The organism is Enterobacter sp. R4-368 (assembly GCF_000410515.1).
GTDB lineage: Bacteria > Pseudomonadota > Gammaproteobacteria > Enterobacterales > Enterobacteriaceae > Kosakonia.
The window spans coordinates 4,444,595-4,459,357 of the sequence record NC_021500.1; the positions used below are offsets into that span (position 1 = coordinate 4,444,595).

14 protein-coding genes are annotated in these 14,763 nt (G+C 53.4%); 7 read left to right on the forward strand and 7 right to left on the reverse strand.

Going from position 1 to position 14,763, the window contains the following annotated elements:
• Positions 1-6 precede the first annotated feature (6 nt).
• From H650_RS20715 to cspE, 5 genes are all read left to right on the forward strand, one after another.
• Positions 7-1,260 carry a TolC family protein gene (locus H650_RS20715; protein WP_020456996.1) on the forward strand — a complete coding sequence of 418 codons (1,254 nt, stop codon included), beginning with the start codon at positions 7-9 and terminating at the stop codon, positions 1,258-1,260.
• Complete coding sequence (locus H650_RS20720) at positions 1,260-2,714, forward strand: efflux RND transporter periplasmic adaptor subunit (protein ID WP_020456997.1); 1,455 nt, start codon at positions 1,260-1,262, stop codon at positions 2,712-2,714. Before H650_RS20715 ends, H650_RS20720 begins: the two co-directional genes overlap by 1 nt.
• Positions 2,711-5,830: an efflux RND transporter permease subunit gene (locus H650_RS20725; RefSeq protein ID WP_020456998.1), complete on the forward strand. Its 3,120-nt coding sequence runs from the start codon at positions 2,711-2,713 to the stop codon at positions 5,828-5,830. Before H650_RS20720 ends, H650_RS20725 begins: the two co-directional genes overlap by 4 nt.
• A gap of 200 nt (positions 5,831-6,030) precedes the next feature.
• A complete protein-coding gene (gene pagP, locus H650_RS20730; protein ID WP_343180337.1) occupies positions 6,031-6,564 on the forward strand; it encodes a lipid IV(A) palmitoyltransferase PagP in 534 nt (177 codons plus the stop codon).
• 192 nt (positions 6,565-6,756) lie between these two features.
• Positions 6,757-6,966, forward strand: coding sequence for a transcription antiterminator/RNA stability regulator CspE (gene cspE / locus H650_RS20735; protein WP_007373839.1), 210 nt, complete (start codon positions 6,757-6,759; stop codon positions 6,964-6,966).
• Between the two features lie 62 nt (positions 6,967-7,028).
• On the opposite strand, the gene crcB is transcribed toward cspE, so the two are convergent.
• A complete protein-coding gene (crcB, locus tag H650_RS20740) occupies positions 7,029-7,412 on the reverse strand; it encodes a fluoride efflux transporter CrcB (RefSeq protein ID WP_017455875.1) in 384 nt (127 codons plus the stop codon).
• A gap of 89 nt (positions 7,413-7,501) precedes the next feature.
• Between crcB and H650_RS20745 the strand changes: the two genes are divergently transcribed.
• Together H650_RS20745 and tatE are read left to right on the forward strand one after the other, a co-directional pair.
• The gene (locus H650_RS20745) at positions 7,502-8,290 is read left to right on the forward strand and encodes a deaminated glutathione amidase (RefSeq protein WP_020457000.1); all 789 of its coding nucleotides are present in this window, start codon (positions 7,502-7,504) and stop codon (positions 8,288-8,290) included.
• 127 nt (positions 8,291-8,417) lie between these two features.
• Positions 8,418-8,612 (forward strand): twin-arginine translocase subunit TatE, encoded by a 195-nt coding sequence (gene tatE / locus H650_RS20750; protein ID WP_017455877.1) that lies wholly within the window; start codon positions 8,418-8,420, stop codon positions 8,610-8,612.
• Between the two features lie 69 nt (positions 8,613-8,681).
• On the opposite strand, the gene lipA is transcribed toward tatE, so the two are convergent.
• The 6 genes from lipA to rlpA form a co-directional block, all read right to left on the reverse strand.
• Positions 8,682-9,647, reverse strand: coding sequence for a lipoyl synthase (lipA, locus tag H650_RS20755; RefSeq protein ID WP_020457001.1), 966 nt, complete (start codon positions 9,645-9,647; stop codon positions 8,682-8,684).
• Between the two features lie 210 nt (positions 9,648-9,857).
• A complete protein-coding gene (locus H650_RS20760; RefSeq protein WP_020457002.1) occupies positions 9,858-10,811 on the reverse strand; it encodes a YbeF family transcriptional regulator in 954 nt (317 codons plus the stop codon).
• A gap of 304 nt (positions 10,812-11,115) precedes the next feature.
• Entirely contained in the window at positions 11,116-11,757 is a 642-nt protein-coding gene (lipB, locus tag H650_RS20765; protein WP_017455880.1) for a lipoyl(octanoyl) transferase LipB, read from the reverse strand.
• Between the two features lie 88 nt (positions 11,758-11,845).
• On the reverse strand, positions 11,846-12,109 hold the full coding sequence (ybeD, locus tag H650_RS20770; protein WP_017455881.1) for a DUF493 family protein YbeD: 264 nt from the start codon (positions 12,107-12,109) through the stop codon (positions 11,846-11,848).
• A gap of 104 nt (positions 12,110-12,213) precedes the next feature.
• A complete protein-coding gene (dacA, locus tag H650_RS20775) occupies positions 12,214-13,425 on the reverse strand; it encodes a D-alanyl-D-alanine carboxypeptidase DacA (RefSeq protein WP_020457003.1) in 1,212 nt (403 codons plus the stop codon).
• Between the two features lie 138 nt (positions 13,426-13,563).
• The gene (gene rlpA / locus H650_RS20780; protein WP_020457004.1) at positions 13,564-14,757 is read right to left on the reverse strand and encodes an endolytic peptidoglycan transglycosylase RlpA; all 1,194 of its coding nucleotides are present in this window, start codon (positions 14,755-14,757) and stop codon (positions 13,564-13,566) included.
• Positions 14,758-14,763 lie beyond the last annotated feature (6 nt).

Below are 14,763 nucleotides of genomic sequence, written 5' to 3' on the forward strand. Positions count from 1 at the left end.
GCAACAATGAAACGTTACTCGCTGAGCCTGCGGCTCGGCGGGGTGTTGCTTGGACTGATGTGCTCCGCCGCGCAGGCGGAGTCACTGACGCTGACGCAAACCCTTGCCGCCGCTGAGCGCTATTCCGCCGAACTTTCCGCTAACCGCAACGAAGCGCAGGCGCTGGATGCGATGGCAGATTCTGCCCGCCAGTTACCCGACCCGAAGCTGAAATTCGGTATTGAAAACGTCCCGGTACAGGGCAACAACGATCGCCGTTTAACCCGCGAAGGGATGACGATGCAGCGGATCGGGATCATGCAGCAGTATGTCAGCGCCGAAAAACGCGATCGTAAAGCCGATACGTTGTTAGCCGAAGCGCAAAGTGTTAGCGCCAAATCTGCCGTCGTGCGCGCCAATTTACAGCGCGACACCGCCCAGGCGTGGCTCGACTTAGCGCTTTCACAACAGGCGTTGCAGACCGCACGCAAACTGCTGGCAGAAACCGAACGCCAGCAGGGCGCGCAGCGCGCCAGCGTGGGAGCTGGCAATGCTGCACCTGACAGCGTGCTGGCTTTCCGGGTTGGCCTGAGTGCAATGCGCGACAAGCTCACGCTCGCCGAACGCGATGTGCAACTGGCGCAAACTCGCCTGGCGCAGTTGACTGGCGAGGATGTGAGTGCCGTTTCCGGCGAGATTCCACGGTATCAACGTCTGCCCGCGGATGAAAAAACGCTGGAGCAGGGCATTGCGCAGCATCCGGACATTATCGCTGCGGCCAGTATGGCTAACAGCGCGAAAGCCCGTTCCGCCGAATCCGCCATTGCCGCCATTCCGGATGTCGAGGTGGAAGTGTGGTACGGACGCCGCGCCGAAGGGTATGAAGATATGGCCGGGGTGATGTTTACCGTCGATCTGCCGCTGTTCCAGTCGCACCGTCAGGATAAAGATCACGCCGCTGATGTTTCCCGCACTATGCAGGCTAACGACCAGTTGGCGCTGGCTGAGCGCGATCACGCCGCACAGCTGCATTCGCTCATTGCCGAATATAACGCCGCGCAAACGCTGTGGATGCGCCAGCGTGACGAGGTGCTGCCGCTGGTTCGTCAGCGGGCCACGTTACTGGCGGCGCAATACCGTTCGGGGCAATCGGATCTCTCCGGGTTACTGGAGGCCCGACGTAATGTGCTCGATAGCGAACTGGCCGTGAACCAGGCCGAGAAAGAGATGGCGCAGAAATGGGCCGCAATCCGCTGGCTGATCCCGCAGGAGTTAAGGTAATGAAAAAAACGATTTTAGCCGTCGTGATTGCGGCTTGCCTGGCGGCGGGCGTAGGGTATTTCGCCGGTCGCCAGCATAGTGCGCCTGCGGCTTCAGGCGAGCAAACAACACAACGAAAAGTGCTCTACTGGTACGATCCGATGGTGCCGGATCAGCGTTTTGACAAGCCGGGTAAATCCCCGTTTATGGATATGCCCCTGGTGCCGCGTTATGCCGATGAAACACCTGCCAGCGGCGGTGTTAGCGTCAGTGCGCAGCAGCAGCAAAACCTGGGGATGACGACGGCGAAGGTGGAAAAACGCGCGCTTGCTGACGAGTTTTCCGCCTTTGCCACGGTAACCACCGATGAGCGCAGCATTCAGAGCGTGCCGTCTCCGGCGGCGGGCGTGGTGGAAAAACTGTTTGTCCGCGCGCCGCAACAGTGGGTGAAGAAAGGCGAAGCGCTGGCGCAACTGTGGATCCCGCAATGGACAACGGCGCAGCAGGAGTATCTGGCGGTGCGCCAGTTGGGCGATGGCGAACTGACGCGCGCCGCCCGCGAGCGGCTGGCGTTGCAATTTATGCCGGATGCCATTATTCGCGCGGTTGAGCGTAGCGGGAAACCGCAAACCCGGCTCACGCTGCGCGCCGATCGTGACGGCTATGTGGTGAAACTTGATTCCCGTGAAGGCGCGCAAGTTGCCGCTACGCAAGTTCTCTTTGAGCTGGCGAACCTTGATCCTGTCTGGCTGGTGGTCGATTATCCGCAAAGCCAGGCGCAGGCGCTTACTACGGGTAGCGAAATTATTGCCACATCGGGTAGTTGGCCGGGTGAGCAGTTTCACGGCCGCGTCAGTGAGTTGTTGCCGCAGCTTGAAACCACCACCCGGACGCTGAAAGCGCGTATCGTGCTGGATAACCCACAGCAAAAACTTAAACCCGGCATGTTCCTGACCGTAACGCAGCCTGCTTCGGCGCAACAGCCCGCGGTACTGGCTATTCCGGAAGAGGCACTGATTGAAACCGGTGCGGCAAGCCGCGTGTTACTGGCGACGGGTGACGGGCATTTCCAGGCCGTTAACGTCACCACCGGGCGTAAGGCAGAGGGCTGGACCGAAGTGCTGTCCGGATTGCAGGAGGGCGATAAGGTCGTGACCTCCGGCCAGTTCCTGATTGACTCAGAAGCGAGCTTGCGTAGCGCACTGCCGCACCAACAGGCGCCGCAAACTCCCGCGAAGAAAGTGCAAACCTACGACGCAACCGGTGTGGTGAAAGCAATTGATGCTGGCAGCATCACGCTGTCGCACCAGCCGATCCCGGCGCTGAACTGGGGAGCGATGACGATGGACTTCGTTCTTAAACAGCCTGAACCCGCCATCAAAGTGGGCGATAAGGTGATGTTCAGCTTTACGCTCGATGACGAGCAGGGTGCTGTCATTACTCATCTGATGCCCACGCAGGAGACGATGAAATGATTGCTGCCGTGATTCGCGCCTCGCTGCGTAACCGCTTGTTAATCCTGCTGGCTGCGCTGGTGCTCACCGGCTGGGGGATTTGGTCAATCCAGCGCGCGCCGCTGGATGCTCTGCCGGATCTCTCCGATGTACAGGTGATTATTCGTGCCAGCTATCCGGGTAAAGCGCCGCAACTTATTGAAGATCAAGTGACTTATCCGTTGACTACCGCCATGCTTTCCGTGCCGGGGGCGAAAACGGTGCGCGGCTACTCGATGTTTGGCGATGCCTATGTCTATGTGCTGTTTGATGATGATACCGATCTCTACTGGGCGCGTTCTCGTGTGCTGGAGAACTTAAGCCAAATCCAGTCTTCATTGCCTGCAGGCGTGAACGTTGGGTTAGGGCCGGATGCAACCGGTGTGGGCTGGATTTATGAGTACGCGCTGGTGGATCGCAGCGGTAAACATAATCTGGCGGATTTGCGCGCGTTGCAGGACTGGACGCTGAAATTTGAACTTAAAACCGTGCCGAACGTTGCGGAAGTGGCAAGTGTTGGCGGTATGGTTCGGCAATATCAGATTGTGCCGGATCCCGCGAAAATGCGGGCGCTGAATATTACCCATGAACAGATCGTCAGCGCTGTGCAGGCGGCGAACCAGGAGAGCGGCGGTGCGCTGCTGGAGATGGGCGAAGCCGAATTTATGGTGCGCACCACCGGTTACCTGCGGCAACTGGCGGATTTTCGCCAGATAGTGATCGCCAGCCGGGATGGTGTACCGGTGATGCTTTCAGATGTAGCGACGGTGCGCCTGGGGCCTGAGCTACGCCGCGGCGTGGCGGAATATAATGGCGAAGGTGAAGTCGCGGGCGGCATTATCGTTATGCGTTATGGCAAAAACGCGCTCGATACCATTCATGCAGTGAAAGCGAAACTCAGCGAGGTGCAAAAAACGCTGCCCGACGGTGTGGCGATCGTACCGGTTTATGATCGCTCGACACTGATTGAGAGCGCGGTTGAAACGCTGACGCATAAATTGATTGAGGAATTTATCGTTGTTGCGCTGGTTTGCACGCTGTTCCTGTTCCATTTCCGTTCGGCATTAGTGGCAATTGTGTCACTGCCGCTGGGGATCCTCGGCGCGTTTATCGTCATGCATTACCAGGGCATCAACGCCAATATCATGTCGCTTGGCGGGATTGCGATTGCTATCGGCGCAATGGTGGATGCGGCCATTGTGATGATCGAGAATATGCACAAGGTGATGGAGCAGTGGCGGCACGATAACCCTGATCGACAGCCGACCGGAGCGGATTACTGGCATTTTTCAGAACTGGCTGCAGTCGAAGTGGGGCCGGCGTTATTTTGCAGCCTGCTGATCATTACCTTGTCGTTTATTCCTGTGTTTTCACTCGAAGCGCAGGAAGGGCGTATGTTCTCGCCGCTGGCATTCACCAAGAGCTGGGCGATGGCTGTAGCGGCCGGGCTTGGTATCACGCTGGTTCCGGTGCTGATGGGCTTGTTTATTCGCGGCAAGATCCCTGATGAGAAAGCCAACCCCATTAACCGTTTCCTGATTCGCCTGTATGAGCCACTGCTGGATAAAGTGCTGGCGTGGCCGAAAGCGACACTGGCGGTGGCGTTGTTGCTGTTGCTGGCAACGTTATGGCCGTTGAGTCGGCTGGGCAGTGAGTTTATGCCGCCGCTCAACGAAGGCGATTTACTGTATATGCCGTCGACGTTACCGGGGATCTCTGCGCGGGAAGCCGGGCGTTTATTGCAGCAGACTGACCGGCTGATTAAAAGCGTGCCGGAAGTGGCGAGCGTGTTTGGTAAAGCAGGCCGAGCAGAGAGCGCGACCGATCCTGCCCCATTAACCATGCTGGAAACCACTATTCGCTTTAAACCACGCGACCAGTGGCGGCCAGGCATGACGCCGGAAAAACTGGTGGAAGAACTGGATAAAACCGTCAGGGTGCCGGGCATTGCCAATGTCTGGGTGCCGCCTATCCGTAACCGCCTGGATATGCTGGCAACCGGGATCAAAAGCCCGGTGGGGATTAAGGTGAACGGCAATAATATTGCTGATATTGAACGTGTGGCGCAGCAAATCGAGCAGGTGGTGAAAACAGTGCCAGGCGTAACATCGGCACTGGCCGAGCGTCTGGCGGGGGGGCGCTACGTCGATATCAACATTAACCGGCAGCAGGCTGCGCGTTATGGTGTGTCGGTAAAAGAGTTGCAATCGCTGGTCTCTACGCTGGTTGGTGGGGAAAATATTGGCGAAGTGCTGCAGGGGCGGGAGCGATATCCTGTCAATGTACGTTACCCGCGAGAAATACGAGATAACGTCGATGATTTGCGTAAATTGCCGGTGATCACCGAAAATGGCAGCCAGATCGCGTTAGGTGAACTGGCGGATATCGTGGTGAAAGAGGGGCCGCCCATGCTGAAAAGCGAGAACGCGCGCCTCTCAAACTGGATCTACGTTGACCTGCGCGGTCGCGATTTGAAATCGGCAGTGGACGAGATGCAGCAGCGTGTAGCGCAGCAGGTGAAACTGCCACAGGGGGTCACGCTCTCGTGGTCCGGACAGTTTGAATATCTGGAACGCGCCACGGCAAAATTGAAAATCGTTTTGCCGGTAACGCTAATGATTATCTTCGTCCTGCTATTTATTACCTTTAAGCGTATATCTGATGCCCTGTTAATAATGGGGACATTACCATTCTCGTTGATTGGCGGTGTCTGGTTATTGTGGCTGCTGGGATATAATTTATCCGTTGCGGGGGCGGTCGGTTTTATTGCTCTGGCCGGCGTGGCGGCAGAGTTCGGCGTTATTATGGTGCTCTATCTTAATCACGCGCTTAAGAAATATCGCACACGTGAACCGGAGGGGGGAAATAAGGTACTGCTACAGGCAATCCATGAAGGTGCGGTACTCCGCGTGCGGCCAAAGGTAATGACGGTTGCGACGATTATGGCGGGGCTGCTTCCCATTATGTGGGGCGGTGGCAGCGGTTCGGAGGTGATGAGCCGTATCGCTGCGCCAATGATTGGCGGCATGATAACGGCACCTTTGCTGTCGATGTTGGTTATCCCGGCAGTTTATTTCTTACTGCATCGCAAACGTTAGTCGCTTTTTTGCGCCCCTGTGATGGGGCGCATTGAACGATATTCTGTGTTTAGTGACGTAATACTGCGATTATTCCGTAGGTTTTTTCAGAATTAATCCGATCTTGTTAAGGAACCATTCAGATAACATGCCCAAGAATATACGTTGTTGCATAACATGGAATAAATACGGTGTCTGTAAATAAGAAGTTTTTAGCTATTATTTTGTCTTTATTTTGCCAGTTTTCGGTGGTTACCACAGCGCTTGCTGCAGAGAATTCCTGGTTCTCGAGTTTTACTGACAATGTGAAGCAAACCTGGCAGCAGCCAGAGCATTATGATCTCTATGTTCCTGCTATCACCTGGCATGCGCGTTTCGCCTATGACAAGGAGAAAACGGACCGCTATAACGAACGTCCATGGGGCGCGGGTTTTGGTCAGTCACGCTGGGACGAAAAAGGGAACTGGCACGGCCTCTATCTGATGGCATTTAAAGATTCATTTAACAAATGGGAGCCGATTGGCGGCTACGGATGGGAGAAAACATGGCGTCCGCTGGCAGATGATAACTTCCGTCTGGGATTGGGTTATACGGCCGGGTTTACCGCGCGTGATAACTGGAAGTACATTCCCGTTCCGGTGCTGTTGCCGCTGGCATCTATCGGTTATGGCCCGGCGACCTTCCAGATGACCTACATTCCGGGCACCTATAACAACGGGAACGTTTACTTTGCCTGGATGCGCTTTCAGTTTTAGCTGCAAATGCGGTGTTAAGGCGATGTACAAATTTTAATCATCGCCTAAAACGCGGAATAAACTCACTTTTGCAAAAAAGTTAGCGACATTTATCACTTTTTCACGAATAACGACTGGACAAAAGTCGTCACAATTGTTGTACTGATACCCGACACAGCATTTGTGTCGATTTTTCATGTAAAGGTAATTTTGATGTCTAAGATTAAAGGTAACGTTAAGTGGTTTAATGAATCCAAAGGATTCGGTTTCATTACTCCGGAAGATGGCAGCAAAGACGTGTTCGTACACTTCTCTGCAATCCAGAGCAATGGTTTCAAAACCCTGGCTGAAGGTCAGCGCGTTGAGTTTGAAATCACTAACGGTGCCAAAGGCCCATCTGCTGCGAACGTAATGCCTGTTTAATTCAGCTACGTACGTACAGTAAGAATTCCAAAACCCGCCGTAAGGCGGGTTTTTTTATCCTTTCAGTTTGCGTTAACTGAGGAAAATAGCCAAAACGCCAGTGCCGTCATAGCAAACGAGCCCAGCAGGTTTACCGCCACGTTCAGCAGCGCCCAGTTAATTCGCCCCTCCTGTAACAAGAACACCACTTCCGCGGAAAAGGTAGAAAAGGTAGTCAGACCGCCACAAAAACCGGTGGTTAACAGTACTTTCCAGACGGGATCGATGTGCGTCATCCGATTGAACCACGCTAACCCCATACCGATAATAAACGCGCCGAGCAGGTTGGCGGTGAGCGTCCCAACAGGGATCGCCTGATGCGCCGGATTAAGTTTCATGCTTAACATCCAGCGCGCAACGCTGCCGGTTCCACCGCCAATAAATACCGCTAAAAGAAGTTGTAACACCGTGAGATCCTGCTATTTGATTTGTTAGAGTGTTGAGTTTAGCGTCGCGGCTATTTTCTGGCTATCGCGACGAAGCGAGAGGACTAAAGATGATTGTTGCAGCCGGGCAATTTGCGGTCACGCCAGACTGGCGGACCAATGCGCAGACGTGTGTTGCGTTGATGGCACAGGCGGCAGCTCGTCAGGCGTCGCTGCTGGTGCTGCCAGAGGCATTACTGGCAAGAGATGATGCTGACCCACACCTTTCGGTCAAATCGGCGCAGACGCTTGATGGCGGCTTTCTGAGCCTGTTGCGTACGGAGAGCCAGCGTAATGCGTTGACGACGGTGTTGACGGTGCATGTTCCGTCAACCGAGGGCAGGGCAGTTAATACGCTGGTGGTATTGCGCGGTGGAGAGGTGATCGCGCAGTATGCCAAGCTGCATTTGTATGACGCATTCAACATGCAGGAATCTGCGCGGGTGGACGCCGGGCGCGATATTCCGCCGTTGATTGAGGTGGAGGGCATGAAGGTCGGGTTGATGACGTGCTACGATCTGCGTTTCCCGGAGCTGGCTTTGTCGCTGGCGTTGCAAGGGGCAGAACTGCTGGTGTTGCCTGCCGCCTGGGTACGCGGTCCCCTCAAGGAGCAGCACTGGGCGACGCTGCTCTCGGCAAGGGCGCTGGACACAACATGTTATATTGTCGCGGCAGGCGAATGCGGCAATAAAAATATCGGGCAGAGCCGGGTCGTTGATCCGCAGGGCGTGACGGTTGCGGCGGCGGCGCAAGTGCCACAGCTTATTTTCGCCGAGGTCTCGCCTGAACGTGTGGTGCAGACCCGCGAGGCACTGCCGGTGTTACGTAATCGCCGTTTCGCTGCACCACATTTAGTGTGATGTTTTTTTAAACAACACTTGATTCATCTCGTTACACATTGCTATTGTGTGCGCGCGTCGAATGACCGTTAATGAAGTCCGGTTATAATGGCGTTTTTTGCAGCCTGTTTTACGAAAGAAGGTATCTATGGGTGAGATTAGTATTACCAAACTGCTGGTTGTGGCCGCACTGGTTGTTCTGCTGTTTGGAACCAAAAAATTGCGTACGCTCGGCGGTGACCTGGGCGCAGCCATCAAGGGCTTTAAAAAAGCCATGAATGATGATGATGCAGCGAAAAAAGCTGACGAAGTCACAGCAGAAAAACTCTCTCACAAAGAGTAACAGCGGCTTTGACAGGCGAAAAAAAACCGGCGCAGAAGCCGGTTTTTTTGTCTGCTGTGTAAGCAAGTATTACTTCACTTCCACGCCTTTTGCCTGCAGATCGGCATGGTAAGAGGAACGAACGAACGGGCCACACGCCGCATGGGTGAAGCCCATCGCCAGTGCTTCCTCTTTCATTTCGTCAAACTCATCCGGGCTGACATAGCGCTGTACCGGCAGGTGATGGCGGCTTGGCTGTAAATATTGGCCCAGCGTCAGCATCGTCACGCCGTGACGGCGCAGATCGCGCATAACCTCAATGATCTCTGCGTTGGTTTCACCTAAGCCAACCATCAGACCGGATTTTGTTGGGATTTCCGGATGTGCTTCTTTAAAACGCTCCAGAAGTTTCAGCGACCAGTTGTAATCCGCGCCCGGGCGAACCTGGCGGTAAATACGCGGCACGTTCTCCAGATTGTGGTTAAAGACATCCGGCGGCGTGGCGGTGAGGATATCCAGCGCACGATCCATGCGGCCTCGAAAATCCGGCACCAGCGTTTCGATTTTGATCGATGGGCTTTTTTCACGGATGGCGGTAATGCAATCAGCAAAATGCTGAGCACCGCCATCACGCAAATCGTCACGGTCTACAGAGGTGATAACCACATAACGCAGCGCCATATCAGCAATGGTCTGCGCCAGTTTTTGCGGTTCGTTGGCATCCGGCGCCACAGGACGTCCGTGTGCCACATCGCAGAATGGGCAACGGCGCGTGCAGATAGCACCAAGGATCATAAAGGTTGCCGTACCGTGGTTGAAACACTCAGCAAGGTTCGGGCAGGAAGCCTCTTCGCACACAGAGTGCAGCCCGTTTTTGCGCATGGCTGCTTTAATACCCTGGATACGGGAGGAGTCGGCCGGGAGTTTGATTTTCATCCATTCCGGTTTTCTTAACAGGGCTTCGCGCTCTGTCGCCACATTTTTAACCGGGATAAGCGCCATTTTATCGGCATCGCGGTACTTAACACCGCGTTCCATCACAATGGGTTTACTCATAGCGTGCGTGTTCCAGTTGCGGATAACGAAGTAAGCATTTCAATTCAAATGAATGTTGTATTTATCAACTATTTTTGAATTAACTTGCGTGCAGTATACCATTGATGGGGGATAGAAAGCAGCCTGACAACGGGGCAATTTGTAAAATAGTTGTTGTTTTGTGCCAAATGCCCAATAAGGGTTAGCGCTTTCGCCTGGCACGGACGGGCGTTAAAAAGCCCGTCGTATAACGTTAATAACGCTTTCCAGCACCGGATCACGCAGGCTCAACTTATTGTAAAAAAGCGAGATTTCAAGGTGCTCGTTACTGATTGGCGGGTAATCAATTTCAACCAGCGGCCAACAGCAACTGAATAACTTAAACAGCCGCGCCGGCATTAATCCCAGCATATCGCTGTTGCCGATCAGTGCCGCAATCGTAAACATATTGTAACTACTGAAGCTTACCTGACGCTCAGGGAAAAGATCCTGTACACGCTGGCGAAGCCCGCTAAGATTTTGCCCTTCCAGCATGAGCAGCGTGTGTTCGTACTGTTGTAAAACCGCTTCATTAATCGGCCCATTTAAACAAGGGTGCCCTTTGCGGCAAACCAGCATGACACGGTCGCTATAGAGGACGTGATGATTAATGGTACGAGAGCCTGCAATATGCGTATCAATAATTAAATCGATTTGAAACTGGCTGAGCTGGCTTTCCGCATCATTAACAGGAATATTACGCATCATCAGATGCGGCGAACTCTCTTTTATTGCCTGGAAGATAACAGGTATAACTAATGCACCAATCGATGGTGGCGTGCCGATGGTAATCGTACGTTGTTTGTCATAGCTGCCGGTCAGATCTAATGCGCCAAGAATAGACTCCAGTCCCTGGCTGATATATTCGTGCAGATGGGAAGCATAAGCCGTAGGCGTCACGCCCTGACCTTTACGAATGAAAAGCGGATCGGGAAATATTGCGCGTAATTTTTGAATGGACTGGCTAATTGCGGAAGGCGTTAAATTGAGCACTTTCGCCGCGTTGACTATCCCTTTGTGCACATATACTGCCTCAAAAATAGTCAGTAAATTGAGATCAATATTGCGCAGCGTTCTGAAGACTTGCGGCTTATCATCGTCGGGGCGCACGGTTATTCGCTTTTCCTGCAGGTTATTATTATCCACGCTTGTGCTCCGTATTCATTCAAAATCTGAATGATAGTTGAATTTATTTTTTTTGTTGATTATTAACTTGAGTAAACATCCTGTCTCTCGTCATCATGACGTAGTTTTTCATCGCGAGGCCAGACAATACACTAAAAAAAGATTGGACTGGAGCGTGTATACAAAGCCTGGCAACGTGCTTTAATGCTAATTTTCCCGACAAAGCAGGCAGGTTGAAAATAGAGAATATAGCTTCTATTGTAAAGCGCTAACAGGCCAAATAAATAACTACCCGCACAAAATGCGGGCTTCTATACATGATATATTAAGCGCTCATATATTGATGCGGTGGATTGTTTAGTAGCGCTAAAAATTGCTGGATAAGAATCGTCCTTAATTTATCCATATCGCTATTTTCCACCAGTTGGCTGACCTGGGTCATTTCCATACCGGCGTAACCGCAAGGATTGATGCGCATAAACGGCGCCAAATCCATATCGATATTCAGCGCCAGGCCATGGAATGAGCACCCTTTACGGATCCGCAGACCCAGGGAACAGATTTTCTTGCCTTGCACATATACACCCGGTGCGTCAGCGCGCGCCTGTGCGTTAATCCCGAGTGTGGCCAGCGTATTGATAACGGTATTTTCCAGCAATGTGACAAGTTCGCGCACGCCTACTTTGCGCCGCTTCAGATTAATTAGTACATACATTACCTGCTGGCCAGGTCCATGGTAGGTTACCTGGCCGCCGCGATCGCTCTGGATCACAGGAATATCCCCCGGGGCGAGCACATGTTCGGCTTTACCAGCCTGGCCTTGCGTAAAGACGGGATGGTGTTCTACCAGCCAGATTTCATCCGGCGTCGTCTCGTCGCGAGCATCTGTGAATTCATGCATTGCCCGAGAAATCGGATCATAAGGCTGCAAACCAAGATTGCGGATAAGAATGGTGTCCTGAGACAAAACGGCATCCCCGGGGGAGAAAAAGAGTGGGGGAAGTATATCACAGCGAAAACGTTACCCGAATGGCTCCGGGTAACGTGATGAACAATTACAGCACCATACGAACAATTTCGATATTGCCGAGTTCTTCGTACAGCGTCTCAACTTGCTCAATATGCGTAGCGTTAATGGTGATGGATACCGAGTGGTAATTGCCTTTGCTGCTCGGTTTTACCTGCGGAGAGTAATCACCTGGCGCATGGCGCTGTACCACTTCAACCACCAGATCAACCAGCTCTGGTTTCGCCAGACCCATCACTTTGTAAGTAAAAGGAGTCGGGAATTCAAGCAGTTCTTTAAGATTGGTTTTCATGTCAGCTCCGGCGTAAAAAATAAGAACTCCTGCCGCAAGGGCAGGAGTTTTTCTGAGATGCTAAGTATATGGGGACGGAAATCACACTTTCAAGTGTTCAATTTTTAGCCAAACCAGTGATGGAACATCAATTTAATGTAATCAATGATTTTGCCGAAGAAATTACCTTCCGGGATCTCCTGCAGCACCACCAGCGGGCGCTGTTCGATGGTTTTGCCATCCAACTGGAAGTTAATAGAGCCAACCACCTGATTTTTCTGCAGCGGTGCGTGCAGCTCGCTGGTGTTCAGCACATAGCTGGCTTTCAGATCTTTCATACGGCCGCGCGGAATGGTCAGGTACACGTCTTTATCAACACCCAGCGAAGCACGATCGCTGTCGCCAAACCATGCAGGCTCTGAAGCAAACTCTTTACCGGCTTTAATTGGGCTTACAGTTTCAAAGAAACGGAAGCCCCAGGTCAGCAGTTTCTTGCTTTCGGTTTCACGGCCTTTAAACGTGCGACCACCCATTACAGCAGATATCAGGCGCATCTGGCCTTCGGTCGCTGACGCCACCAGGTTATAACCCGCTTTATCGGTATGACCGGTTTTAATCCCGTCAACATTCAAGCTGTTATCCCACAGCAGGCCATTACGGTTGGTCTGACGAATGCCGTTAAAGGTGAACTCTTTCTCTTTATAAATGGAGTATTCGTTCGGCACATCGCGGATCAGCGCCTGACCAATCAGCGCCATGTCACGCGCGGAGCTGTACTGACCATCAGCATCCAGGCCATGTACGGTCTGGAAGTGACTGTTTTGCAGGCCCAGTGCTTTCACATAGTTATTCATCAGGCCGACAAACGCGTCCTGGCTGCCCGCCACATAATCGGCCATCGCCACGCAGGCATCGTTACCGGATTGCAGGTTGATACCACGGATCAACTGGGAAACTGGCACTTGCATACCAGGTTTCAGGAACATCAGGGAAGAGCCACGGAACACCGGGTTGCCGGTCGCCCAGGCGTCGTTACCAATCGTGACCAGATCGCTGTCTTTAAATTTGCCCGCTTTCATGGCCTGGCCAATGACATAGCTGGTCATCATTTTGGTCAGACTTGCCGGATCGCGGCGCGCATCGGCGTTTTGCTCAGCCAGCACTTTGCCGGAGTTATAGTCGATCAGGATATAGGATTCCGCGTCAATCTGCGGAACGCCCGGGATCATGGTCTTAATATTCAGGTCATCGGCATGCGCAGCGGAAAGAGAGGCTGCAGTCAGCGCCGTGGTGAGCGCCAGGCGCTGCATAAAACGAACGGAAAAAGTGGTCTTCATGGTCGAACAACGACATCCGTGATGGAGTTAAAAAAGTGCCTTACTATAGCAAAAGCTATACATGCAGGCATCTGACTTTCAGCATGACTTTGTTAATGTTGCTGACATAAGTTGACAAAGTCAGACACCTTCGCAAGTTTACTGGGCATTCGTGACAAATGACTGCAATTGCGCCTCGTTTTGCAGACGTTGCTGCAACGCGCTGGCGTCCGCTTTGTTGCTGAACGGCCCTAACTGTACGCGCCAGACAGCACCGTTTTGCGTGACGCGGCCAGGAACCGCAAACTGCTGCGCCAGGCGCTGCTGATATTGCTGAGCACGGGTCTGATCGCTGACGGCTCCCACCTGCACCATATAACCGCCACTGCTTGCCGCCGCAGCGCTACTGGCAGGCGCGGCCGTATGTACGTTGCCCTGTACCGAACCCGGTGCTGTAACGGGCGAAGTGCGCGTCGGTGTGTAAGTTTGTACAGCCGGAGCAGTCTGCGCGGCCGGCGTAGCCGTTGGCGTCACAGATGTTGTTGCAGGTTGCGCTACTGTCGCGGTGGAAGTATTAGCGCTTCCTTCCAGTACGCCAGCGGCGAGTGGGGTTGGCGCGCCCAGGAAGCCACCGCTACGTACCGGCGCAGCAGTGGTGTCGTCGCTTTTCAGCGTATCATTGCTGATCGCGTGTACGTTGCCCTGCGGTTCTTCAGGCTGCGGAGCCGAAGAGACACTGCCAAGACCGCCGCCAAGATCGGGACGCGCTGGCAAGGCGTAGGTTTGCTGTGCAACTTTCGTACACGCCATACCCGGGCCGGAAAGGGAACCATCCTGCGCAACGATAATCGGATCGATACGCACTTTGGTGTTATTGGAGGTATTCAGTCGATCCGCTGCCGCGCGCGACAGGGAAATTACGCGATCGTTACCGTAGGGGCCGCGATCGTTAATACGCACCACGATCATGCGACCATTCGCCAGGTTGGTGATACGCGCATAGCTCGGTATGGGCAGTGTCGGATGCGCTGCGGTAAGCTGCATCGGATCGAACGCTTCGCCGGAGGCGGTCAAATTACTGCCGGGTTCGGCATCGTAAATCGCCGCAAAACCCGCCTGGCTAAAGTTCGCCGGATTCTGCACAATTTTGTAGCGCTTACCGTCGCGTTCATAATCCTGATTCGCCGTGGCGACAGGCGCTTCGTAATGAGGCTCCGCACCGCTAATTTCAACGACAGGGCCGTTACACACCGCAGGTTGCGGCGCTACGGTCGTCTGCTGCTGACCATCATCGTTCGAACATGCCGCCAGTAATCCTGCTGCTATGCAGATCCCAAGCCATTGCTTACGCATTGCCCA